This window comes from Monashia sp. HAY1-5C (genome assembly GCF_056755255.1).
In genome coordinates, this window is record NZ_JBPGXG010000030.1 from 15,010 (window position 1) to 36,705 (window position 21,696).

At 71.7% G+C, this 21,696-nt stretch carries 18 protein-coding genes; 5 read left to right on the plus strand and 13 right to left on the minus strand.

Going from position 1 to position 21,696, the window contains the following annotated elements; all coding sequences use genetic code 11:
- Nucleotides 1-86 precede the first annotated feature (86 nt).
- Both ACR9ZK_RS06875 and hglS read left to right on the plus strand, forming a co-directional pair.
- Nucleotides 87-1,256: a Glu/Leu/Phe/Val family dehydrogenase gene (locus tag ACR9ZK_RS06875; RefSeq protein WP_481341148.1), complete on the plus strand. Its 1,170-nt coding sequence runs from the start codon at nucleotides 87-89 to the stop codon at nucleotides 1,254-1,256.
- The gene (gene hglS / locus ACR9ZK_RS06880; protein WP_481341149.1) at nucleotides 1,253-2,686 is read left to right on the plus strand and encodes a 2-oxoadipate dioxygenase/decarboxylase; all 1,434 of its coding nucleotides are present in this window, start codon (nucleotides 1,253-1,255) and stop codon (nucleotides 2,684-2,686) included. Before ACR9ZK_RS06875 ends, hglS begins: the two co-directional genes overlap by 4 nt.
- Here the strand turns inward: hglS and ACR9ZK_RS06885 are convergent.
- The gene (locus tag ACR9ZK_RS06885) at nucleotides 2,679-3,614 is read right to left on the minus strand and encodes a LysR family transcriptional regulator (protein ID WP_481341150.1); all 936 of its coding nucleotides are present in this window, start codon (nucleotides 3,612-3,614) and stop codon (nucleotides 2,679-2,681) included. The genes hglS and ACR9ZK_RS06885 overlap by 8 nt on opposite strands.
- A gap of 202 nt (nucleotides 3,615-3,816) precedes the next feature.
- Between ACR9ZK_RS06885 and ACR9ZK_RS06890 the strand changes: the two genes are divergently transcribed.
- Together ACR9ZK_RS06890 and amaB are read left to right on the plus strand one after the other, a co-directional pair.
- Complete coding sequence (locus ACR9ZK_RS06890) at nucleotides 3,817-4,980, plus strand: NAD(P)/FAD-dependent oxidoreductase (RefSeq protein ID WP_481341151.1); 1,164 nt, start codon at nucleotides 3,817-3,819, stop codon at nucleotides 4,978-4,980.
- A gap of 84 nt (nucleotides 4,981-5,064) precedes the next feature.
- Entirely contained in the window at nucleotides 5,065-6,600 is a 1,536-nt protein-coding gene (gene amaB, locus ACR9ZK_RS06895) for an L-piperidine-6-carboxylate dehydrogenase (RefSeq protein ID WP_481341152.1), read from the plus strand.
- Nucleotides 6,601-6,619: 19 nt separating this feature from the next.
- Here the strand turns inward: amaB and ACR9ZK_RS06900 are convergent, their stop codons facing one another.
- Both ACR9ZK_RS06900 and ACR9ZK_RS06905 read right to left on the minus strand, forming a co-directional pair.
- Nucleotides 6,620-7,432 (minus strand): TIM barrel protein, encoded by an 813-nt coding sequence (locus ACR9ZK_RS06900; protein WP_481341153.1) that lies wholly within the window; start codon nucleotides 7,430-7,432, stop codon nucleotides 6,620-6,622.
- On the minus strand, nucleotides 7,429-8,460 hold the full coding sequence (locus ACR9ZK_RS06905) for a Gfo/Idh/MocA family oxidoreductase (RefSeq protein ID WP_481341154.1): 1,032 nt from the start codon (nucleotides 8,458-8,460) through the stop codon (nucleotides 7,429-7,431). The genes ACR9ZK_RS06900 and ACR9ZK_RS06905 overlap by 4 nt, the downstream gene beginning before the upstream one ends.
- Nucleotides 8,461-8,575: 115 nt before the next feature.
- On the opposite strand from ACR9ZK_RS06905, the gene ACR9ZK_RS06910 reads away from it, so the two are divergent.
- The gene (locus ACR9ZK_RS06910) at nucleotides 8,576-9,589 is read left to right on the plus strand and encodes a LacI family DNA-binding transcriptional regulator (RefSeq protein ID WP_481341155.1); all 1,014 of its coding nucleotides are present in this window, start codon (nucleotides 8,576-8,578) and stop codon (nucleotides 9,587-9,589) included.
- Nucleotides 9,590-9,690: 101 nt separating this feature from the next.
- On the opposite strand, the gene ACR9ZK_RS06915 is transcribed toward ACR9ZK_RS06910, so the two are convergent.
- The 10 genes from ACR9ZK_RS06915 to ACR9ZK_RS06960 are packed head-to-tail and all read right to left on the minus strand — an operon-like array spanning nucleotide 9,691 to nucleotide 21,043.
- Entirely contained in the window at nucleotides 9,691-10,695 is a 1,005-nt protein-coding gene (locus ACR9ZK_RS06915; protein ID WP_481341156.1) for a Gfo/Idh/MocA family protein, read from the minus strand.
- A 17-nt stretch (nucleotides 10,696-10,712) separates the two neighbouring features.
- Entirely contained in the window at nucleotides 10,713-11,645 is a 933-nt protein-coding gene (locus ACR9ZK_RS06920; RefSeq protein WP_481341157.1) for a TIM barrel protein, read from the minus strand.
- Between the two features lie 45 nt (nucleotides 11,646-11,690).
- Entirely contained in the window at nucleotides 11,691-12,704 is a 1,014-nt protein-coding gene (locus ACR9ZK_RS06925; protein WP_481341158.1) for a Gfo/Idh/MocA family protein, read from the minus strand.
- A 44-nt stretch (nucleotides 12,705-12,748) separates the two neighbouring features.
- The gene (locus tag ACR9ZK_RS06930) at nucleotides 12,749-14,248 is read right to left on the minus strand and encodes a CoA-acylating methylmalonate-semialdehyde dehydrogenase (protein ID WP_481341159.1); all 1,500 of its coding nucleotides are present in this window, start codon (nucleotides 14,246-14,248) and stop codon (nucleotides 12,749-12,751) included.
- Nucleotides 14,249-14,294: 46 nt separating this feature from the next.
- Complete coding sequence (locus ACR9ZK_RS06935) at nucleotides 14,295-15,176, minus strand: sugar phosphate isomerase/epimerase family protein (RefSeq protein WP_481341160.1); 882 nt, start codon at nucleotides 15,174-15,176, stop codon at nucleotides 14,295-14,297.
- A 30-nt stretch (nucleotides 15,177-15,206) separates the two neighbouring features.
- Nucleotides 15,207-17,153: a 3D-(3,5/4)-trihydroxycyclohexane-1,2-dione acylhydrolase (decyclizing) gene (iolD, locus tag ACR9ZK_RS06940; RefSeq protein WP_481341161.1), complete on the minus strand. Its 1,947-nt coding sequence runs from the start codon at nucleotides 17,151-17,153 to the stop codon at nucleotides 15,207-15,209.
- Nucleotides 17,150-18,055: a 5-deoxy-glucuronate isomerase gene (iolB, locus tag ACR9ZK_RS06945; protein ID WP_481341162.1), complete on the minus strand. Its 906-nt coding sequence runs from the start codon at nucleotides 18,053-18,055 to the stop codon at nucleotides 17,150-17,152. Before iolB ends, iolD begins: the two co-directional genes overlap by 4 nt.
- Complete coding sequence (locus ACR9ZK_RS06950; protein WP_481341163.1) at nucleotides 18,052-18,966, minus strand: Cgl0159 family (beta/alpha)8-fold protein; 915 nt, start codon at nucleotides 18,964-18,966, stop codon at nucleotides 18,052-18,054. The genes iolB and ACR9ZK_RS06950 overlap by 4 nt, the downstream gene beginning before the upstream one ends.
- Nucleotides 18,963-20,024, minus strand: coding sequence for a 5-dehydro-2-deoxygluconokinase (iolC, locus tag ACR9ZK_RS06955; RefSeq protein WP_481341164.1), 1,062 nt, complete (start codon nucleotides 20,022-20,024; stop codon nucleotides 18,963-18,965). The genes ACR9ZK_RS06950 and iolC overlap by 4 nt, the downstream gene beginning before the upstream one ends.
- Nucleotides 20,025-20,038: 14 nt before the next feature.
- Nucleotides 20,039-21,043, minus strand: a complete 1,005-nt coding sequence (locus ACR9ZK_RS06960) for a Gfo/Idh/MocA family protein (protein ID WP_481341165.1) — start codon at nucleotides 21,041-21,043, stop codon at nucleotides 20,039-20,041.
- Nucleotides 21,044-21,696: the final 653 nt, after the last annotated feature.

A 21,696-nucleotide genomic window follows, 5' to 3' on the forward strand; every position in this document is an offset into this window, starting at 1 on the left:
ACGTCAGAGCGTGGCGGTCTCCAGACCCTTCCGAAGGTGCCGGCGTGCACGGCAGGCTTCACGCGGAACGGACGAAGGAGGACGGTATGCAGCTCGACACCCTCCAGCTCATGGACGAGTGGGGGCCCGAGAAGGTCGTCTGCGTCTCCGACCGCAGGTCGGGGATGCGTGGAGTGCTCGTCATCGACAACACCGCGCGAGGCGTCGGCAAGGGTGGGACCCGGATGAGCCCGCACCTCAGCGTGTTCGAGGTGGCAAGGCTGGCCCGGACGATGACCTGGAAGTGGGCCGGGGTCGACCTCTTCCACGGGGGAGCCAAGGCCGGCATCCTCGGTGACCCGACCGCGCCGAACAAGGAGGAGGTCCTCAGGGCGTTCGCGCGAGCCCTGTCGAACGAGGTGCCGACGGAGTACGTCTTCGGCCTGGACATGGGCCTGACCGAGAAGGACGCCGCGATCATCGTCGACGAGCTCGGCGACCGTGGCGCTGCGGTCGGCCTCCCGCGCGCCTTGGGCGGCCTGCCCTACGACGAGCTCGGCGTCACCGGCTACGGGGTCGCCGAGGCGACGGACGCTGCGGCGGCAGCGATCTCGCTGCCCATCGCAGGAGCGACCGTCGCGATCCAGGGGTTCGGGGCCGTGGGTCAGGCTGCGGCCGAACGGCTCGTCGAGCTGGGCGCCGTCGTCGTGGCCGTGTCCACCGCCGAAGGGGCGATCCTCGACGCCGACGGCATCGACATCCCCAAGCTCGTCGAGCTGCGTCAGCACGTCGGGGACGGCTGCGTCGTCGAATACGGCGGGTCCGTCGCCCCCGCGGCAGCGCTCACCTCGGAGGCACAGATCCTCATCCCTGCCGCCCGCGAGGACGTCATCGACGAGGACCTCGCCTCCTCGACGTCCGCACGTCTGGTCGTCGAAGGGGCCAACATGCCGACCACTGGGGCCGCCCTCGACGTGCTGCACGGAAGGGGGGTGACCGTCGTGCCGGACTTCATCGCCAACGCCGGGGGCATCGTCGCTGCGGCGCACTCGATGGACGCGAGGTACTCGCCGTTCACCGTCGACCCGGACGCGGTCTTCCCGATGGTCTCGGCGAAGATGCGGCAGAACACCGTCACGGTCGTCACCGAGGCCCGCAACCGGAAGCTGACCACGCACGCTACGGCCCAGGACATCGCGCAGGAGCGGGTCCGGGCCGCCATGCAGCTGAGAGGCCGGCACGGCCGGCTCGGTCCCGGCGGAAGGCGAGCAGCATGAGCAGCATGAGCACGAAAGGCACGACGGTCAGCAGCACCGAGCTGCGCGCCCGCTTCGCGGCGCGCCTCTCGGCCCTCTACGGCAGCGAGGTGCCGGCGTACAACACCCTCGTCGAGGTGTCGCAGGAGGTGAACGAGCGGGTCATGTCCCGGCTCGGCCCGGACGCCGCGAGGCTCGGCACCATGGAACGGGTCACCGCGGAGCGGCACGGAGCCATCCGGGTGGGCTCACCGCGCGAGCTCGAGCAGGTCTCGCGCGTCTTCGGCGCCCTCGGCATGTTCCCGTGCGGGTTCTACGACCTCCGCGACGCGGCGCCGGCCCCGATCCCCGTCGTCTCCACGGCCTTCCGCCCCCTCGACCGGGCGGAGCTCGCGGTGAACCCGTTCCGGGTCTTCACATCGGTGCTGGTGCCGGAGGACCGTCGCTTCTTCGACGCCGACCTCGAGCACCGGTTGACGAGCTTCCTCGAGGCCCGGGAGCTGTTCCCGCCCGAGCTGCTGACGCTGGCCGACCGCGCGATCGCCCACGGCGAGCTGTCGGCGGCCGACGCCGAGCGCTACCTGGACCTCGCAACGGCCTCGTTCGCGTTGTCCCGGGAACCCGTCGACCGGGCCTGGTACTCCGAGCTCGAACGGGTCTCGGCCGTGGCCGCCGACATCGGCGGTGTCACGACGACGCACATCAACCACCTGACACCCCGCGTCCTCGACATCGACGACCTCTACGCCTCGATGCAGGCACGCGGCGTCGAGATGATCGACGAGATCCAGGGACCGCCCCGCTGGGACGGGCCCGACGTGCTCCTGCGGCAGACGTCGTTCCGAGCGCTGTCCGAGCCGCGCACGTTCCGCCATCCCGACGGCAGCCTGACCGAGGGCGCGCTGCGGGTGCGGTTCGGAGAGGTCGAGGCCCGCGGGATCGCGCTCACGCCCGCCGGCCGGGACCGCTTCGAGCAGCTGACGGCCGAGACCGACCGACGCCTCGCGGCGGGACCCGACCTGAGCCGCGCCGACGTCGCACCACAGGTCTGGGCCGAGGGGTTCCCGGGGACCGAACGCGAGCTGTGCACCCAGGGGCTGGGGTTCTTCACCGTCACCGTCGACGACGCGGTCGCGGCCGGCAACGCCGACCCCCAGCAGGCAGCTGCGCTCGAGGAGGCCACCGTCACGGGGCTGGTCGCGACCGGCGTCCTGCACCCGGTGCCGATCGTCTACGAGGACTTCCTGCCCCGGTCGGCCGCCGGCATCTTCGCGTCGAACCTGACCGACCACGGCGCCGTGGACGCCGCCGACGGTGGCGCCGACCGCGACCCGGCCTGGATGGCGCAGGTCATGGGCCGGGAGGTGATGGTTCCGGAGGAGATCTACGCCGCCGAGTCGGCGGCCTCCGTGCAAGACGTCGAGGCACTCCTGGGCCGCCGGCTCAGGTGAGACCGCGGGCTCCGACCATCTCGGCGACGATGGTCTGGGCCACCTCGATGAAGACCCGGACCGGCTCCCTGGGCGTCCCAGCGCCGCGCGTGATCAGCACGATCTGACGGCTCATGGGGTCGGCCATCTGCAGGGCGGCCAGCTGGAGGGACGGGTTGAGCCGCCGCATGAGGTCAGTCGTCACGGTCGCCCCCAGGCCTGCCGCCGCGAGCTGCAGGGAGGCACCCGTGTCGGTGACCTCGTGCACGACGCGAGGCTCGAGCCCCCGGCGTCGGAACCCGGCTCGCACCGCCCGCCCGAACTGGCTCGACTCGGGAGCCAGGATCCAGCTCAGCTCCGCCAGCTCCGTCACGGTCGCCACGCTGGCCGCGTCAGGGCCACGGCCGAAGGACCAGGCGGCCGGTGCCACGGCGACCGCGAAGGTCTCGGAGTGCAGCTCGACGACCGACAGCCCGGCATCGCGCCGCATCGGCGCATCGGCGTAGTCGAGCCCGAACGCGATGTCGACGTCCCCGTGGCGTACCGAGCCGGCCGCGTCGTCCACGTCGACCTCGCGGGACGACACGACGACCTCGGGGTACTCGGCCGCCATTCGCTCCACGACGGGAGCGAGCAGACCCACGGCCGTGCTTCCCCAGGTCCCGACGAGGAGGGGTCCGGCGGCGCCACCCTGCACAGACCTCGTGACGGTGACCGCCTCGGCCTCCAGGGCCAGGAGCCGTTCGGCGTACCCGGCCATGACACGGCCGGCATCGGTCAGCCCAAGCTGCCGCCCCGAGCGCTGCACGAGCGGTGTGCCCAGGTTCTGCTCCAGCGAGGAGAGGTGCTGCGACACGGCGCCCGCGGTGTACCCGAGGTGCTCGGCCGCCGCGGCGAGAGTTCCCCTGCGGACGAGCTCGCGCAGGGTGGCGAGCTGGGTGAGGTTCAACCTCGACGACGCGCCCACGACGAGCCCTCTCCGGACGGCTGGTGACTCGGCTGCTGACTTCAGGGATTCTAAACATCAAAGGCCAGAAAGGTTCGCTTGTCGTGAACCTTGCCGTGGCCGACGATGGCTGCGAGAGCCGACGGACCGAGGTCGTTCCCCGCGTCGCTGCTCCGTCCTCGCCCCCGACGAATCGAGGCCCACGATGGCGCAAGCCGCGAACCTGCCCACCCACGCCTCCGTCGTCGTCGTCGGCGGCGGGGTCATGGGCGTGTCCACCGCCTACCACCTAGCCCGAGCCGGCGTCACCGACGTCGTCCTCGTCGAGAGGGGCGAGCTGGGCTCCGGCTCCACGTGCAAGGCTGCCGGCGGCGTCCGTGCCCAGTTCTCCGACCGGGTCAACATCGAGCTCGGGCTGCGCAGCCTCAGGACGTTCGAGACCTTCGCGGAGACCTTCGGCCAGGAGATCGACCTGCACCAGGTCGGCTACCTCTTCCTGCTCGACCGGCCCGACCACGTTGCGGCCTTCGAGCAGAACGTGGCCCTGCAGAACGAGCTCGGCGTGCCGAGCCGGATGATCGAGGTCTCCGAGGCCAAGCAGCTCTCGCCGATGATCAGCACCGAGGGGCTCCTTGCGGCGGCGTGGTCCCCGACCGACGGGCACTGCACCCCCGAGTCGGTCGTCCTGGGGTACGCCGGCGCCGCCCGCCGTGCCGGTGCCCGCCTCGTGCGCGGCTGCATGGTCACCGACATCGCCTCCACGGGCGGCACCGTCACCGGCGTCGTGACCGACCGCGGCACCATCGCCACCGACACCGTCATCTGCGCGGCGGGTGCCTGGTCCGCGGCGGTGGGGGCCATGGTCGGCGTGGACCTGCCCGTCGAACCCCTGCGCCGTCAGATCCTCACCACCGAGGCGATCCCCGGACTGGACCCGCGGACTCCCTTCACCATCGACTTCTCCACGAGCCTCTACTTCCACTGCGAAGGGCCTGGACTCCTGCTCGGGATGTCCGACCCGGAGGAGACCCCCGGCTTCAAGCTCACGCAGTCCGACGACTGGCTGCCGCGTCTGGCCGACGCCATCGAGAAGCGGGTTCCGGTCATGGCGGAGACGGGTCTCGCCGCCGGATGGGCCGGCCTCTACGAGATGACGCCCGACCACAACGCCCTCATCGGCGAGGCTCGCGAGGTCTCCCGGTTCCTCTACGCCACGGGGTTCTCGGGTCACGGCTTCCTCATGGGCCCGGCCATCGGTGAGGTCATGCGCGACCTCTACCTCGGCCGGCCGCCCGTCATCGACGTCTCGAGCCTGCACGGCGACCGGTTCGCCACGAGCGACATCCGACCCGAGCTCAACATCGTGTGAGCCAGGGTCACGATCTTTCCAACCGACCAGCGGCCCGGCCGCGCCAGCCTCGACCGAGCGAAACCACACACCAAGGAGAACCCCATGACGACGCAGCAGACCACCCGGAGCCCCGACCTCCACAGCCTCGCCACGGAGACGGCGCGCCGCTGCGGCGTCGACATCGACGCGATCGCCGGCGACGTCGTGACCACGTCCCCGGTCAACGGCCTGCCGCTGTCCTCGGTGCGCTGGGTCGACGGCGGTGCGGTCGACGACGCCGTGGCCCGGGCCCACGCAGCGTTCCGGTCGTGGCGCACGGTCCCGGCGCCCACTCGGGGCGCGCTCGTCAAGCGTCTCGGCGAGCTGTTGGCCCTCCACAAGGAGGACCTCGGCACCCTCATCAGCCTCGAGGTCGGCAAGATCACCTCGGAGGCGCTCGGTGAGGTGCAGGAGATGATCGACATCTGCGACTTCGCCGTCGGGCTGTCACGCCAGCTCTACGGCAGGACCATGGTGTCCGAGCGCCCCGGCCACCGGCTGATGGAGACGTGGCACCCGCTCGGGATCGTCGGCGTCATCTCGGCCTTCAACTTCCCGGCTGCGGTCTGGTCGTGGAACACCGCGATCGCCCTGGTCTGCGGCGACCCGGTGATCTGGAAGCCGTCGGAGCTGGCGCCGCTGACGGCGTTGGCGAGTCACGCCATCCTGGCCCGGGCCATCGACGAGGTCGGGGCCCCGGCCGACCTCTCCCAGGTCCTCATCGGGGGCGCCGACGTCGGCCAGGCGCTCGTGGACCACCGCGGTGTTGCGCTCCTCTCGGCGACCGGGTCCACCCGCATGGGCCGGGCGGTCGGTCCGCGGGTTGCGGACCGTTTCGGCCGGTCGCTGCTCGAGCTCGGGGGCAACAACGCCGCCATCGTCACCCCGAGCGCCGACCTCGACCTCACGGTGCGGGGCATCGTCTTCTCCGCCGCCGGTACGGCGGGCCAGCGGTGCACCACCCTGCGCCGCGTCATCGCGCACACCTCTGTGATCGACGAGCTCACCGACCGGCTCGTCTCGGCCTACTCCAGGCTCCCGATCGGCGACCCGACGAGCGAGGGGACGCTGGTCGGCCCACTCATCCACGCCCGCGCCTACGAGGCGATGCAGAGCGCCATCAGGCAGGCGGCCGAGGAGGGCGGCAAGCTCGTCGCCGGAGGCCACCGCACCCTGGAGGAGACCGCCCCCGACGCCTACTACGCCGCCCCGGCCATCGTCCGAATCGACTCCCAGACGCCGGTGGTGCAGCAGGAGACCTTCGCGCCGGTGCTCTACCTCCTGCCCTACGAGACGATCGACGAAGCGATCGAGCTGAACAACGCTGTGCCGCAAGGCCTGTCGTCGAGCATCTTCACCCGCGACCAGGCCGAGGCGGAGCGGTTCCTGTCGGCCGAGGGCTCCGACTGCGGCATCGTCAACGTCAACATCGGCACGTCGGGCGCCGAGATCGGTGGCGCCTTCGGCGGCGAGAAGGAGACCGGCGGCGGACGCGAGTCGGGATCGGACGCCTGGCGTGCGTACATGCGCCGCGCGACGAACACGGTCAACTACTCCGGCGAGCTTCCCCTCGCCCAGGGCGTGAGCTTCACGGTCTGACCGGGCGCGCGCCCGGCTGTCAGAGGGTGAAGGCGTCGCGGAACCGCTTGAGGGCGAGCTCCGGGGGGCCCGAGGCCCAGGCCTCGAGGCCGACGGTGCCTCGGTAGCCCATGTCGGCGAGCGCGCGAGCCACGGCGGGGAACGCGATCTCGCCGGTCCCGGGCTCGCAGCGCCCCGGCACGTCGGCGACCTGGACCTCGCCGATCCACGGCAGCGCCCGCCGGCACAGCTCGATGAGGTTCCCCTCGCCGATCTGGGCGTGGTAGAGGTCGAGCATGAGCCGCAGGTGCGGGCTGTCGACCGCCTCGACGAGCGCCAGGCAGTCGGCAGCGCGGGCGAACGGCGTGCCGGGGTGGTCGACGTCGGTGTTGAGGTTCTCGAGGACGAACTGCACGCCCTCGCGCTCGCCGAGCTCGGCGACCCGGCTCAGGGTCTCCCGGGCCTGCAGCCACATCGCCCCCGTCACCTCGTGGGCCGGCCGGACCGGGAACCCCTTGTCGTCGAGGCCGGTCCCGTGCAGGTTGAGGCGGGGGATGCCGAGGCGCGCGGCGACGGGCACCGACTCGGCGGCCGTCGCCAGCAGCTCGTCGGCGCCATCGGGGTCCGCGAGGCGCCCTCGCACGTAGCCGGTCATCGACGAGAAGACGACGCCCTCCTGCCGGAGCGCCTCCAGCGCGTCCACGTCGTGGCGCGTCCAGTCCCAGATCTCGACGGCGAAGCCGAGCTGGTGGATCCTGCGGACCCGCTCGGTCACGGGCAGGTCGAGGAAGACCATCTCGGAGCTCACGGCGAGGGTGAACGGCCGTGCGTCGCCGGGCGTTGCGCCGCTCATGCGACGACCTCGCGGTCGTCGTCGCGGATCGTGACGGTGGTGCCGGCCTGCACGGCCTCGATGCAGGCCAGGGCGATCCGCAGGGCTGCGCGCGCGTCGTGGCCGTCGACCACCGTGGGGGTGCCGGCGCGCACGGCCGTGCAGAACGCAGCCAGCTCGGCGGCATACGCGTCGGCGAAGAGATCGGTGTCCTTGCGTGCGGTCGGCGCCGAGAGGCCGTCGACGGTCCAGAGGCTCGTCGTCAGGTGCGCGGCGCCACCTGCCTGCACCATGCCGGCCGAGCCGAAGACCTCGCCGCGGACGTCGTAGCCGTAGGCCGCCGAGAAGCTGGCCTCGGCGACGCCGATGGCACCGTTGTCGTAGCGGATCGTGACGACCGCGGTGTCGAGCAGGCCTGCACCTTTGAAGTCCGGCGCGACGAGGGCGTCGGCCATGACACTGACCTCGACGGCCCGGGCGCCGGCGTTGAACCAGTTGAGCGCGTCGAAGTCGTGGATGAGGGTCTGGGTGAAGATCGTCCACCGCGGGACGGCGCCGGGGTCGGCCAGGCCGGGGTCGCGCGTCAGCGAGCGGAGCAGCTGCGGGGTGCCGACACGTCCGGCAGCGACCGCGTCGTGGGCGGTGGCGAAGTCGCGGGCGAAGCGGCGGTTGAAGCCGACCTGCAGCGGGACGCCGGCCTGCTCGACGGCGGCGATGGCGCGGTCGGCGTCGGCGAGTGTCATGGCCATCGGCTTCTCGACGAAGACCGCCTTGCCGGCGCGGGCCGCGGCCACGACGAGGTCGGCGTGTGCCGTGCTGGCACAGGTGATGGCGACGGCCTCGATGCGCGGGTCGTCGAGGAGGGCCTGGGGGTCGGTGAGCCACTCGACCCCGAGGTCATCACCGAGGCGCCGGGCGGACGCCTCGAACGGGTCCGCGACGGCGACGAGCTCGGCCTCGGGGAGTCGACGGGCGAGAGTCGTGGCGTGGTGGGTGCCGATGCGGCCGGCGCCGATGAGGCCGACGCGTACTGGACCTGGGGCGGTCACGGGGGGCTCCTTTCGCTCCTGAACTAGAGCGCTCTAGTCCGATGGTGGGGCCAATGCCGAGTCGCCGTCAAGAGATCACCGCAGAATCGTCTGGAGCGCTCTACACTTCGGACGCATGGCGACCGCACGCGTGACGATGGAGGACGTGGCGGCACGAGCCGGAGTGTCGCGCGCGCTCGTGTCGATCGTGTTCCGCGGCGTCGCCGGGGCCTCCGAGGAGACGCGCGCCCGCGTGCTCGCCGCGGCCGCCGACCTGGACTACCGGCCGGACACCCGCGCCAGTCGGCTCGGCCGCGGCCGGACCCGGACTCTGGGTGTCACCTTCGCGGTGGGCCACGCCTTCCACGGCGAGGTGATCCGCAGCCTCTACACCGAGGCCGACGCGGCCGGGTACGAGGTGGTGCTGAGCGGCGTCACCGCCGACCGGTCCGACACGGATGCGGTCGACACGCTGCTCGCCGAGCGGTGCGAGGGGCTCCTTCTCGTGGGGAGCGGCCTCGCACCGGGTGCCATGGCGCGGCTCGCCGAACGGGTGGCGGTTGCCAGCGTGCTGCGGCCCGTCCGTGCTCGGGGAGTCGGGGTGGTGCGCACCGACGACGCACTGGGGTCGCGGTTGGCGGTCGAGCACCTGCGTCAGATCGGCCATGAGCGCATCGCCGCGCTCGACGGAGGCCGTGCGCCGGGCGCGGCCGAACGGCGACTGGGGTTTCGCCGTGGCATGGGCAGGGGGACCGGCGCGCAGGGGACGCTCCTCCCAGGAGGCCTGACGGAGCTGGACGGGGCCCGGGCGGGCCAGGCGTTCCTCGAGCTCGGGAGCGAGCAGCCCACCGCCGTGGCCGCGTTCAACGACCGGTGCGCCCTGGGTTTCATCGACGTCGTGCGCCAGGCGGGGCTGCGGGTGCCGCGCGACGTGTCGGTCGTCGGGTTCGACGACATCGAGCAGGCCGGCTACCCGCACGTGGCGCTGACGACGGTCCGCCAGGACGCCGCGAGGCTCGGTGCCGAGGCCGTCCGCGCCGTGACGTCACGGCTCGACGAGGTGGAGGTGAACGGGAGCGCCGAAGCCGTCGGTGCCGTTGTCGAGCCCGAGCTCGTCATCCGCGCCAGCACCGCCCCGCCACCGTGCTGAGGGCGGTGTCGAGGGCGGAGGGCGGCCCATGACGGGTTCGGTCCGGCGACAGGCCGCCGGACCGAACCCGTTTCGTGCGCAGGGGCCTGTTTCGCGCGGCCTCAGGCGTAGAAGGCGGGCTTGTCGATCATCTCGACCTTGACGACGCCGTCATCGGTCAGGGCCTTGACGCCGGCGTCGCAGACGCACGCTGCGGCATACCCGTCCCACGACGTGGAGCCGGTGTGCTCGCCGCGCGCCACCGCGTCGATCCACTCCTGGACCTCGGTGACGAACGCGCCCCGGAAGCGGTCGTTGTGGTCGGTGCTGATCGCGTTGCGGTGGCCCGAGCCGTCGCGCACCTCGACGGCGTTCTGGTCGGCGAGCGACACCGTGCCCTTCTCGGCCACGGCCTCGCAGCGGATGTCGTAGCCGAACTGGCAGTTGACGAAGATCTCGTCGTCGACGCGTACGCCCGACTCGGTCTCGAGGACCAGCACCAGGGGGTCCTGCAGGTGCTCGAACCGCAGGGACGTCTTCTTCGGCTTGTCGACCCGCGCGGAGACGAACTCCTCGCCGAGCAGCCAACGCATCGTGTCGATCTCGTGGATCGCCGTGTCGTTGATGGCCATGTCCCACGTGTAGTGCGCTGGCACCGTGGGGTTGCGGTGCGCGCAGTGCACCATGAGCGTCTCGCCGAGCTGCCCCGAGTCGAGCAGCGCCTTCATCTGTCGGTAGCCGTGGTCGAAGCGTCGCATGAACCCGACGGTCACCAGGCGCCGTCCGACGGCCTGCTCCGCCTCCATGATGCGCAGCGCCGCCTCGGCGGTCGGCGTCAGCGGCTTCTCGCAGAAGACCGGCTTGCCCACGGCGACCGCCGCCAGCACGTCGACCTCGTGCGCAGGTCCGTAGCTGCAGATCATCACCGCGTCGACCTCGTCCGAGCCGATGAGGTCGGCCGACGTCGCGTAGGACGTCCCTCCGATCCGTTCGGCGACCTCCTTGGCCCGGACCTCGTCGACGTCGCTCACGGCGACGACACGACCGCCCGCGATGACGCTGTGGATGCGGTCGATGTGGGCCTGGCCCATCCCGCCGGGGCCGATCATCCCGATGCGAACGGTCATGTCCTGTGACTCCTTCGTCACTTGAGGCCGAGGCCGATGGAGGCGAGGTACTCGCGCGTCTGGATGGCGTTGGGCAGCGGGTAGGACGGGTCGCAGGGATACATGTCCTGCTCGCAGACGACGTAGAGCTCCTTGTCGAGGTCGGCGAGGGCCTCGACGAGCGAGGGCATGTCCGGCGCGCCGGCAGGCGGGGCGACGGAGCAGCCCTTGGCGACGGCCAGGCCGAAGGGCCAGTCCTCGTCGTGGGCCTGCTTGACCAGGCCCTCGTCCATCGCCTTGATGTGGACGTAGGAGATGCGCTCGGGGTACCTGCGGCACAGCTCCACCGGGTCGCCGCCGCCGTAGACGACGTGGCCCGTGTCGAGGCAGAAGCCGACGTAGTCGGGGTCGGTCGCCTGGAAGATGCGGTCGATGTCCTCGGGCGTCTCGATGTGGCTGTCACCGTGCGGGTGCAGCACCATCCGGAGGCCGTAGTCCTCCTTCATGATGCGTCCGAGCCGGTCGGCGTTGGCGATGTAGGCGTTCCAGGCCTCGGTCGACAGGACGCGGTCGTCGGTGAACTCCCACGTCTTGTCGTCGCGGAAGAGTGGCGGCAGGTGGACGATGTACTCCGCGCCGACCGCGGCGTGCGTCTCGGCGATCTCGCGGAAGGTCTTCTCCGTGTCGGCCCAGGCCTCCGGCCGGTGCAGGATGCCCCATCCGGTACCGGCGACGACGCGGAAGCCGCGCTTGTCCATCTCCTCCTGGAGGCGCTTCGGATCCTTGGGGAAGTAGCCGAACGGGCCGGTCTCCATGACCGAGAAGCCGGCCTCGGCCATCTCGTCGAGCGCTGTCTCCCAATGGATCTGCTTGTCGTCCTCGGGGAACCAGACGCCCCACTGGTCGGGGCACACGCCGATCGTCAGCTTGCTGTAGCGATCGTCGGTGTTGCGGGCCTTGGACTCGGCCATGGTGCTTCCTCTCGCTTCCTCGGGTTGCGGCTCCCTCGCCGCGGGTCACCCGGTGGTCTGGTGGTGGGCGGCACTGCGCCCGGCTGGGACGGCGCGCGCTGCCGCCGCCGCCTCGTGGTGGAGCCCGGCGTGGCCGATGCGCGGCTCGTCGTACCGCAGCTCGCGGCCGTCGTGCGCGCGCAGCGTGAAGCCGCCCGGCTGGTAGAAGGGTCCGTCGATGCGCAGCGTCGCGGCCGAGCCGACGACGGTCGCGGTCGTCGGGGTGTCGCCGAGGATCGTCGCGAACAGCGAGGCGACGCCACCCGATGCCGACCGCGCCGACACGGCGATCTGCCCCTCGACGCGGTCCGGGCTCAGCGACGCCGGGGCCGGCGTCACGACCTCGGTGACCTCGTCGAGGTCGCCGAGGACCCAGCGCGCGAACCACAGCGGGTAGGTCAGCAGGTCGTACCGCGGACCACCGAAGAGGTCGGCGCGCATGATCCGGTGCTCGGGCCCGAAGTGCTCACCGAGCTCGGCCTGGACGGAGTGCACCGTGCCGAGGGCGCCGTCGTCCAGCAGCTGGCGGATGACGTCGAACTTCGGCAGGTGGGCCGACCACAGCGCCTCCATGAGGAAGAGCCCCCGCGCCGACGCCAGGGCCTCGAGCGAGGCCACCTCCGCCGCCGAGATGCCCATCGGCTTCTCGACGACCGTCGCCTTGCCTGCCTCGAGCGCGAGGCGCCCGTGCGGCAGGTGCAGGTGGTGCGGAGTCGCGACGTAGACGACGTCGACGTCGGGGTCGGCGACGAGTGCCTCGTACGATCCGTACGCCTTAGGGCGCTCCACGGGCCGGCCCGTGTCCACGCCGGCGTTGCGCACGACGAGGTCGTCGGCGAACGTGTCGGCTCCCTCGCGCGTCCTCGACCCGACGGCGAGCACGCGCTGGCGCGTGTGCCGCACCATCGCGTCGCAGAAGCGCTGCGCGATCCAGCCCGTCCCGAGGACGCCCCACCGCAGCGGCGGGGCATCCATCGGGTCCGGGGTGCGCGGTGCGGGCAACGCCGTGGGGAATGTCATCGGTCCGGTCTTCTCTTCCGGGGCTCGTGCAAAGGCCTTGTGGCTCAGTCGTTCTGGGGAAAGCCGAGGTTGAGGCCGCCGTGGCTCGGGTCGAGCCAGCGCGACGTCACGACCTTGCCGCGCGTGAAGAAGTGGACACCCTCGATGCCGTGCGCGTGCGTGTCGCCGAAGAGCGAGCTCTTCCAGCCGCCGAACGAGTAGTACGACACCGGCACCGGGATCGGCACGTTGACGCCGACCATGCCGACCTCGACGTTCCGCTGGAACGTGCGGGCCGCTCCGCCGTCGTTGGTGAAGATCGCCGTGCCGTTGCCGTACGGGTTGGCGTTGATGAGCTCGAGGCCCTCGTCGTAGGAGTGGACGCGCACGACCGACAGCACCGGGCCGAAGATCTCGTCGTCGTACACCGACATCCCCGGCCTGACGTTGTCGAAGAGCGTCGGCGCGAGGAAGTAGCCCTCGCCGTCGGAGTCCACGTCGCCCTCGCGGCCGTCGACGACGAGCGTCGCCCCGTCGGCCACACCGGAGTCGAGGTAGCCGGCCACCTTGTCGCGGTGCTGCTTCGTCACGAGCGGGCCCATGTCGCAGCCACGGGTACCGTCGCCGGTGACGAGCTTGCCCATGCGGTCCCTGATCTTGGAGACGAGCTCGTCGGCGATCGGCTCGACCGCCACGAGGGCGCTGATCGCCATGCAGCGCTCCCCGGCGGAGCCGAAGCCGGCGTTGACGGCGGCGTCGGCGGCGAGGTCCAGGTCGGCGTCGGGCAGCACGAGCATGTGGTTCTTCGCGCCGCCGAGGGCCTGGACGCGCTTGCCGTGCGCCGTACCCGTCTCGTAGACGTACTTCGCGATCGGCGTCGACCCGACGAACGACACCGACCTGACGTCGGGGTGGGTCAGCAGCGCGTCGACGGCCTCCTTGTCGCCGTTGACGACCTGCATGACGCCGTCGGGCAGGCCCGCCTCCTTCCACAGCGCCGCCACGGCGAGGGCCGCCGACGGGTCCTTCTCGGACGGCTTGAGCACGACGGCGTTGCCGCACGCGATGGCGATGGGGATGAACCACAGCGGCACCATCGCCGGGAAGTTGAACGGCGAGATGACGGCCACCACGCCGACCGGCTGGCGGATCGAGTACACGTCGACATTCGTCGAGGCGTTCTCGCTGAAGCCGCCCTTGAGCAGGTACGGGATGCCGCAGGCGAACTCGGCGACCTCCAGGCCGCGCGTCACCTCGCCGACGGCGTCGGAGAGCACCTTGCCGTGCTCGGCGGTGATGAGCGCGCCGATCTCCTGCTTGCGGGCGTTGAGCAGCTCGCGGAAGGCGAAGAGCACCTGGGACCGTTTGGCGAGCGACGCGTCGGCCCACTCCTCCCAGGCGGCCCGGGCGCTCTTGACGGCCTCGTCGACGAGAGCCGCCGAGGCCAGGTCGAGGACGCCGGTCTGCTCGCCGGTGGCCGGGTTGAAGACGGGGGAGGTGCGCTCGGCGGTGCCGGCCCACGGCCGGCCGTCGATGAGGTGGGTGATGCGGGTGGGCGTGCTCATGGTGGTCCTTCGGTGTGACAGCCGGCGGATGCCGGGGTGGTGTGGCTCAGGGGGAGACGAGCAGGGGAGGGGTGGCCCACTTGTCCAGGTAGGAGCGGATGGTGTCGCGCATGTACGTGCTCGACTCGCGGGCGCGGTCCTCCCAGGCGAAGACGCAGGAGGTGACGATGCCGTCGAAGCCGATCCGCTCGAGGCCGGCGAAGAGCTGACCGAAGTCGACCTCGCCCTGGCCGATGTCGAGATGCTGGTGCACCGTGACCTGCGCGCCGGGCGGGTTGACGATGTAGCGCAGCCCCGACGACGCGGTGTGGTCGTAGGCGTCGGCCACGTGGACCATGGTCACGAGGTCGCCTGCCTTGTCGAGGATCCCGTCGCAGTCGTTGCCCTGGTGGAAGGTGTGCGGGGCGCAGTAGAGGAACGAGACGTTCGGCGAGTTGATGCCGCGGATGATGTCGACGGCGCGCTTGCCGTCCTCCTCCCAGTCGTCGGGGTGGGGCTCGAGCACGAGCCGGATGCCCTCCTTCTCGAGCTCGGGGAGCAGCTCCTCCATCGACTGCCAGAACCTCCGCTCGCAGACTGCGGCCTGACGAGGGTTGCCGTTGAGCTCGGAGTTCATGGTGTCGACGCCCAGGTCGGAGGTGATCTGGATGGCGCGCTTCCAGTAGCGGACGGCGGCCTGGCGGTCCTCCTCGTCCGGCCCGCTCCACCGGAAGAGCGGCAGCACCGACGACACCCCGACTCCTGCCGCGCGCAGCGCGGCCCGGAAGGCGGCCACGCCGGCGTCGTCGACGCGGGGGTGGTTGAAGAAGGGGATGAAGTCCTCACGCGGCGACAGCTCGATCCACTCGTAGCCGAGGTCGGCCACGAGGGCCGGCAGCTCGAGCAGTGGCGTCTCACGGAACATGTACGGGTCGAGGGCGAGCTTCATGGGGGTGAGCTCCTTCGTCAGCCGGGTGGGTCAGCGGTCCGCGCGAGGCGGGGAGAGCAGTGGGCGCTGGGTGGCCTTGTGGTCGAGGTACTCGCCGTATGCCGTCTGCGTCGTCTCGAGGTCGCTGACCTGGGAGACCGGCACGTCCCACCACGACGCGCTGTCGGGGGCGTAGACCCTCGGGTCGGTCTCGACGTGGATGACGACGGGGCCGCCGTGGGCCGGCCACGCCTTGGCCTCCTTGACGGCCTGGCGAAGCTCGTCGACCGAGCGCACCTCGATGACGTGCGCGCCGAGCGACCGGGCGTTGGCTGCGAGGTCGACGGGCAGCACGTCGCCGTCGAGGCGACCCGAGGACTCGCCCCGGAAGCGGTAGGCCGTGCCGAAGCGCTGCGAGCCGAGGGACTCCGACAGCGACCCGATCGAGTGGAAGCCGTGGTTCTGCACGAGCACGACGACGACCTTCACCCGCTCCTGCACCGCCGTGACGAGCTCCGTCGGCATCATCAGGTAGCCGCCGTCACCGACCATCGCGAAGACGTCCCGGGACTCGTCGGCGAGCCGGATGCCGATCGATGCCGGCACCTCGTAGCCCATGCAGGAGTAGCCGTACTCGACGTGGTAGGCCTTGCGGTCGCGGACGCGCCACAGCTTGTGGATGTCACCCGGCATCGACCCGGCCGCGCAGAGCACGACGTCGCGCGGGTCGGTCAGCTCGTTGACGGCGCCGAGCACCTGCCCCTGGGTCAGCAGGCCCTCGGCCAGCGTGTCCGTGACGTCGCTCGACGGGTTGAAGGCGCGCTCGACAGCCGAGTCCCACTCGGCCCAGAGCGCGGCCTGGCGCGAGCGGTAGGCATCGTCGACGGCATACCCCTGCAGGGCCTCGGTCAGCGCCGTGAGCGCCTCGCGGGCGTCGGAGACGACGGCGAGGCCCGAGTGCTTGCCCGCGTCGAAACGGGCGACGTTGATGTTGACGAAGCGGACGTCGTCGCCCTGGAAGGCCGTCCGCGACGCGGTGGTGAAGTCGCTCCAGCGCGTGCCGATCCCGATGACGAGGTCAGCCTCCGCGGCGAGGGCGTTCGCCGCCGTCGTCCCGGTCGAGCCGATGGCCCCCATCTGCTGCGGGTGGCCGTGGGGGAGCGAGCCCTTGCCGGCCTGCGACTCCCCGACCGGGATGCCGGTGGCCTCGCAGAAGGCGCGCAACGCGTCCTCGGCACCGGAGTAGTGCACGCCGCCACCCGCGACGACGAGGGGGCGCCTGGCCGAGCGGACGAGCTCGGCGGCGTCGGCGATGTCGACGGCCTCGGGCAACGGTCGGGCGATGCGCCACACGCGAGCCGCGAAGAGCTCGACCGGCCAGTCGAAGGCCTCGGCCTGGACGTCCTGGGGCAGCGCGATGGTGACGGCACCGGTCTCGACCGGGTCGGTGAGGACCCGCATGGCGCCCAGCAGCGCCGACGGCAGCTGCTCGGGACGGCTGACCCGGTCGAAGAACCTCGACAGCGGGCGGAAGGCGTCGTTGACCGTCACGTCACCGGAATGCGGCTGCTCGAGCTCCTGGAGCACCGGCGCGCTGACGCGCGTCGCGAAGGTGCCGGAGGGCAGCAGCAGCACGGGGATCCGGTTGATCGTCGCCAGGGCGGCGCCGGTGAGCATGTTCGTCGAGCCCGGCCCGACGGACGCGGTGCACGCCCACGTCTGGAGACGGTCCTTCTGCCGGGCGTAGGCGACGGACGTGTGCACCATCGCCTGCTCGTTGCGAGCGAGGACGTACGGGAGGTGCTCCTCACCGTCGGCCAGCTCGTTCTGCAGCAGCGCCTGTCCCAGGCCCGCGACGTTCCCGTGGCCGAAGATGCCGAAGCAGCCGGCGAAGAGCTTCTGCCGCTCGCCGTCGCGCTCGCTCCACTGGTTGGCGAGGAAGCGGACCACGGCCTGTGCCACGGTGAGCCGCACGGTCTGCTGGTCGTCACGCGTCATCGGGTGCCTCCAAGCGGCAGTCGAGGGTCGACCGGCTGGTCGGCCCAGGTGTCGCGGACCCAGCCGTGTGCCGGGTCGTCGCAGATGAGCCACGCGCGCTCCTCGCCGGGGCCCGCCATGACGTTGAGGTAGTAGAGGTCGTAGCCGGGAGCGGCGATCGCGGGTCCGTGCCAGCCGTGCGGGACGAGCACGACGTCGCCCGCCCGCACCTCCGCGAGCACGTCGATCGGCCGGTGCTCCGTGCCGTAGACGCGCTGGTAGCCGATGGGATCGGTGGCCGCGGCCTCGGGCGAGCCCGCCTCGGGCGCCACCTCGAAGTAGTAGATCTCCTCGAGCTGCGTCTCCTCACCCGGCCGCTCCTCGTCGTGCTTGTGCGGCGGCCAGGAGCTCCAGTTGCCGGCCGGGGTCACGACCTCGCAGGCGATGATCGAGTCCGCCTCGAGGACGTCCGGGACGCCGAAGTTGCGCACCTCGCGGGAGGCGCTGCCTGCGCCACGGAGCTCGACGGGCACGTCGCTCGCGCTCACGTGCCGGAACGCGAACCGCGCCTCGGCAGAGGGCGTCACGGCGAAGACGACGGCCACACGGGCATCCCCGACCGCGGTGACGCCCAGGCCGGTCCCAGCGGGGACGTAGGCGACGTCCGTCGCGCCCTCGAACACGGAGGCGCGACCCTCGAGCTTCGCCTCGTGACGGCCGTCGGGCCCCTCCGCCGCGACGACGACGGACCCCGACAGCGGCACGACGACGTGTTCGCGGGGCCCGGGCCCGAGAGCGCGCGTCTCACCGTCGGCGAGCCGGCCGGCATACATCCCGGTGTGCTCCCAGCCGGTGGTGTCGGGCTCTATGACGACGTCCCAGCCGTCGCGCGACGCGGTGCCGTGCGGCCGGTGCCAGCTCATGCTGCACCACCCTCGGCGCCGTGCACGAGGTGGGCCGCGATGTCGACGGCGGCGGCCACGTCGCCGTCGGGCGGGAAGAGCAGGGCGCGGCCGACGACGAGGCCACGCACGGCGGGCAGCTCCAGCGCCCGGCCCCACGACGCGTACGTGTCGTCCGGGTCGCCTTGCGGGTCGCCGCCGAGCAGCAGCGTCGGCAGCGTCGTGGCGTCCATGACGCGGTCGAGCTCGTCGACGACGGGCAGCTTGAGCCACGTGTAGGCGCTCGAGGCGCCGAGGCCGGCGGCGATGTGGATCGACCGGATCGTCGAGTCGGGGTCGAGCTGGTTGACGACGCGGCCTGCCCGGCGGATGGACAGGAACGGCTCGACCATGGCCATCACCCGCCGCTCGGCGAGCTCGGTGACCGCCTGCGCGCTCGCCTGCAGGGTCGCAACCGTGCTGGGGTCGTCCAAGCAGATCCGGGTCAGCATCTTCCCGCCGTCGAGGCCGCGGGCGGCGATCTCGGCAGCGGTGTAGGCGGTGAAGCGGTCATCGAGCTCGAAGCTGGCGCCCTGGAGGCCGCCGCGGTTCATCGAGCCGATCGCGACCTTGCCCTCGAGCGCGCCGAGCAGGAGCAGGTCGTCGAGCACGTCGGGCGTGCCGAGCACGCCGTCGACGCCGGGACGCTGCAGCGCGGTCACGAGGCGCTCGAGCAGGTCGCTGCGGCTGGCCATCGCGGCGCCGGCCCCACGGACCCCCAGCGCGCCCCGGGCCGGGTGGTCGGCGGCGACGAGCAGCATCCGGCCGTCCTCGCGGACGAGAGGTCGGCGCCCGCGGGCCGCCCAGGCGGCTGTGATGCGCTCGGGCTCGCGCACCCGGATCTCGGTGAGGTCCCGGACGCGGACGGTGGCGCCGACGGGCGTGGTGGTCATCGTGCCTCCTCGGTGACGCCGGCGAACGGTGAGGCGTGCCGGTCGGGGGTGGCCAGGCGTTCCTCGACCTCGGCAGAGGTCGGCATCGCGGTCGAGCACTCGAGCCTTCCCGCGACGATCGCACCCGCGACGTTCGCGAACTCGAGGACGCGGGTCAGGTCCCACCCCTCGAGCAGGCCGTGGCACAGCGCGCCGCCGAACGCATCCCCGGCTCCCAGGCCGTTGACGACCTCGACGGGGTGGGGCCGCACCTCGACGCGCTCATCGCGCGTCGCGGCGAGCACCCCCTTGGGGCCCTGCTTGACGACCGCGAGCTCGACGCCGCGCTCGAGCAGCGCGTCGGCCGCACGCTGGGGGTCCGTCTCGCCGACGGCGACCTCGCACTCGTCGCGGTTGCCGACGGCGACGGTCACGTGCTCCAGGGCGCGACCGACCTGCTCGCCGGCCTCGGCCGCGTCGGACCAGAACATCGGGCGGTAGTCGAGGTCGAGCACCGTGTGGGCGCGGCGGCCGCGGGCCGCCCAGCCACGGAAGTGCGCCGAGCGGCTGGGCTCCTGGGAGAGACCGGTGACGGTCGACCAGTAGACGCCCGCGTCACGAATGGCCTCGAGCGGCATGTCCTCCGGCTCGATCATCAGGTCGGGAGCGATGGGGTAGCGGTAGAACCAGAGCGGGAAGTCGTCCGGGGGGAAGACCTCGCAGAAGGTGACCGGGGTGGGCGGCCCGCTCACCGCGGAGACGAACGCGTCGTCCACGCCGAACTCGCGCAGCGCCTCGTGGACGTAGCGGCCGAACGGGTCCTGGCCGGTGCGCGTGATGAGGGCGGTGCGGTGCCCGTGACGGGCTGCCGCGACGGCCACGTTGGTCGCACTGCCGCCGAGGAACTTCTGGAAGGTCTGCACCTTCTCGAGCCCCACGCCGTGCTGGAGCGGGTAGATGTCGACGCCGGTGCGCCCCGTCGCGACGACGTCGAAAGCGCGGTCCGATGTCGTGTCGCTGGCCGTCGTGGTCGGGCTGGTGGTCGCGTCGGTCGTCGCGGTGGTCGGGTGGGTGCTCATCGTGGCCGGGTCCCTCACAGGCTGGGGATCTCGTCGAGCGAGACACGGCGGCGCTCGTGGCGGGAGAGCTCGCAGGCCTCTGCGACGCGGAAGGCCTGGAGAGCGTCCTCGACCGTGCACGGCGAGGCCAGCGTGCCGCGAGCGACCGCGGCGAAGGCCGTCAGCTCGGCACGGTAGGCCGGCAGGAAGCGCTCCATGAAGGACCAGTGGCGTGGGCCCGAAGGGTAGGTGGCGCCCGGCTCGGCGGAGGTGACCGCGAGGGAGTCGTCGTAGCCCACCCCGAGCGTGCCCTCGCTGCCGAGGACCTCCATGCGGACGTCATGGCCGGCGCCGTTGTAGCGGGTGGCGGACAACGACACGAGCGTGCCGTCGTCGAGGGTGAGCACGGCCGCGGCGGTGTCGACGTCGCCGGCCTTCGAGAAGAAGTCGGCGCCCTTGTTGGCGCCGGTGGCGTAGACGGAGTCGACCTCCCGACCCGTGACGAACCGGATGATGTCGAAGTCGTGGATGGAGCAGTCGCGGAAGAGGCCGCCGCTCGTGGGGATGTAGGTGGCGTGCGGCGGTGCCTGGTCGTGCGTCTGCGCCCGGATGCTGTGCACGAACCCGAGCTGCCCGGTGGCCACGGCCTGCTGCGCGCGCTGGTACCCGCGGTCGAAGCGACGCTGGAACCCGACGTGGACCGGTGTGGTCGTGGCTCGGACGAGCCGCGCGAGGTCGAGCGTCTCGTCGAGCGTCGCGGCGACGGGCTTCTCGCAGAACGTCGGGACACCGGCCTGCAGGCCGAGCCGCAGAAGGGGCGCGTGCCCGGGCGTGGCGGTGGCGATGACGAAGCCGTCGACGCCGGAGGCGAGCAGCTCTGCCGGCGACGCCGCGAAGCCGACCTCGAGCTTGTCGGCGACCGCACGGGCTGCGTCGGCGTCGAGGTCCGCCACGACGACCTCGTCGACGTCCGCGAGGTCGCGCAGGGTCTCGGCGTGGAACGCCCCGATGCGGCCGACTCCGGCCAGTCCGATGCGCATGCGCTCTCTCCCTCGGGTGGTGTCGGTGGTGGAACGATCGTCCAGCCCGCCGGCAGCCCTGTCAAGCAAATGTCAGAACATTATGATGTTTGCTCAATTGCTTGACAGGGCATCCAAACCAGAGGCATCCTCCAATCGCTGGCACTGACGCCGCGACCGGCCCGCATCGACGGAGGTGGCCGTCCACGGCGCACTGACCAGTGTGGCCACCGGTGATGCACCACATCAGCGGTTCACCCAGGACCCGCGCACCCTTCGGGCGAGGACCTCGCCCCACACCGTCCACTCGGACGCGACGCAGCCAGACCTCGCAACTGCACACGACATGCACAGCACCCGGGTCGAGCTGACCCAGGCTCCCTTCCGGCCCGCACGCCTCATGTGCCAAGGGGCACACGGCATCCGGGCTCACCTGATCGACGGGACCACCGTCACAGCACGTCGCGCCATTCGGCGACCGGGCCACCGCGACGCAACGAAAGGACTCAACGATGACTCCGACTAGGACTCGCAAGAGCCTGACGGTCGCAGCCGGCACGGCCGTGGCCGCGGCCATCGCCCTCGGCGCCTGCAGCGGCGGCGGCGCTCCCAGCACCACCTCGACGGGCTGTCTCTTATACACATCTCCGAGCCCACGCGAGAGAGCTACAGCG

Excerpts from the sequence above, each read along its gene's own strand:
- ACR9ZK_RS06915 (WP_481341156.1), bottom strand. The coding sequence starts at position 10,695 with ATGACCGTTCGCATCGGGATGATCGGCCCCGGCGGGATGGGCCAGGCC.
- ACR9ZK_RS06890 (WP_481341151.1), top strand. The coding sequence starts at position 3,817 with ATGGCGCAAGCCGCGAACCTGCCCACCCACGCCTCCGTCGTCGTCGTC.
- ACR9ZK_RS06920 (WP_481341157.1), bottom strand. The coding sequence starts at position 11,645 with ATGGCCGAGTCCAAGGCCCGCAACACCGACGATCGCTACAGCAAGCTG.
- ACR9ZK_RS06910 (WP_481341155.1), top strand. The coding sequence starts at position 8,576 with ATGGCGACCGCACGCGTGACGATGGAGGACGTGGCGGCACGAGCCGGA.
- iolD (WP_481341161.1), bottom strand. The coding sequence starts at position 17,153 with ATGACGCGTGACGACCAGCAGACCGTGCGGCTCACCGTGGCACAGGCC.
- amaB (WP_481341152.1), top strand. The coding sequence starts at position 5,065 with ATGACGACGCAGCAGACCACCCGGAGCCCCGACCTCCACAGCCTCGCC.
- ACR9ZK_RS06930 (WP_481341159.1), bottom strand. The coding sequence starts at position 14,248 with ATGAGCACGCCCACCCGCATCACCCACCTCATCGACGGCCGGCCGTGG.
- ACR9ZK_RS06950 (WP_481341163.1), bottom strand. The coding sequence starts at position 18,966 with ATGACCACCACGCCCGTCGGCGCCACCGTCCGCGTCCGGGACCTCACC.
- ACR9ZK_RS06875 (WP_481341148.1), top strand. The coding sequence starts at position 87 with ATGCAGCTCGACACCCTCCAGCTCATGGACGAGTGGGGGCCCGAGAAG.
- ACR9ZK_RS06935 (WP_481341160.1), bottom strand. The coding sequence starts at position 15,176 with ATGAAGCTCGCCCTCGACCCGTACATGTTCCGTGAGACGCCACTGCTC.
- iolB (WP_481341162.1), bottom strand. The coding sequence starts at position 18,055 with ATGAGCTGGCACCGGCCGCACGGCACCGCGTCGCGCGACGGCTGGGAC.
- iolC (WP_481341164.1), bottom strand. The coding sequence starts at position 20,024 with ATGAGCACCCACCCGACCACCGCGACGACCGACGCGACCACCAGCCCG.
- ACR9ZK_RS06900 (WP_481341153.1), bottom strand. The coding sequence starts at position 7,432 with ATGAGCGGCGCAACGCCCGGCGACGCACGGCCGTTCACCCTCGCCGTG.
- hglS (WP_481341149.1), top strand. The coding sequence starts at position 1,253 with ATGAGCAGCATGAGCACGAAAGGCACGACGGTCAGCAGCACCGAGCTG.
- ACR9ZK_RS06960 (WP_481341165.1), bottom strand. The coding sequence starts at position 21,043 with ATGCGCATCGGACTGGCCGGAGTCGGCCGCATCGGGGCGTTCCACGCC.
- ACR9ZK_RS06925 (WP_481341158.1), bottom strand. The coding sequence starts at position 12,704 with ATGACATTCCCCACGGCGTTGCCCGCACCGCGCACCCCGGACCCGATG.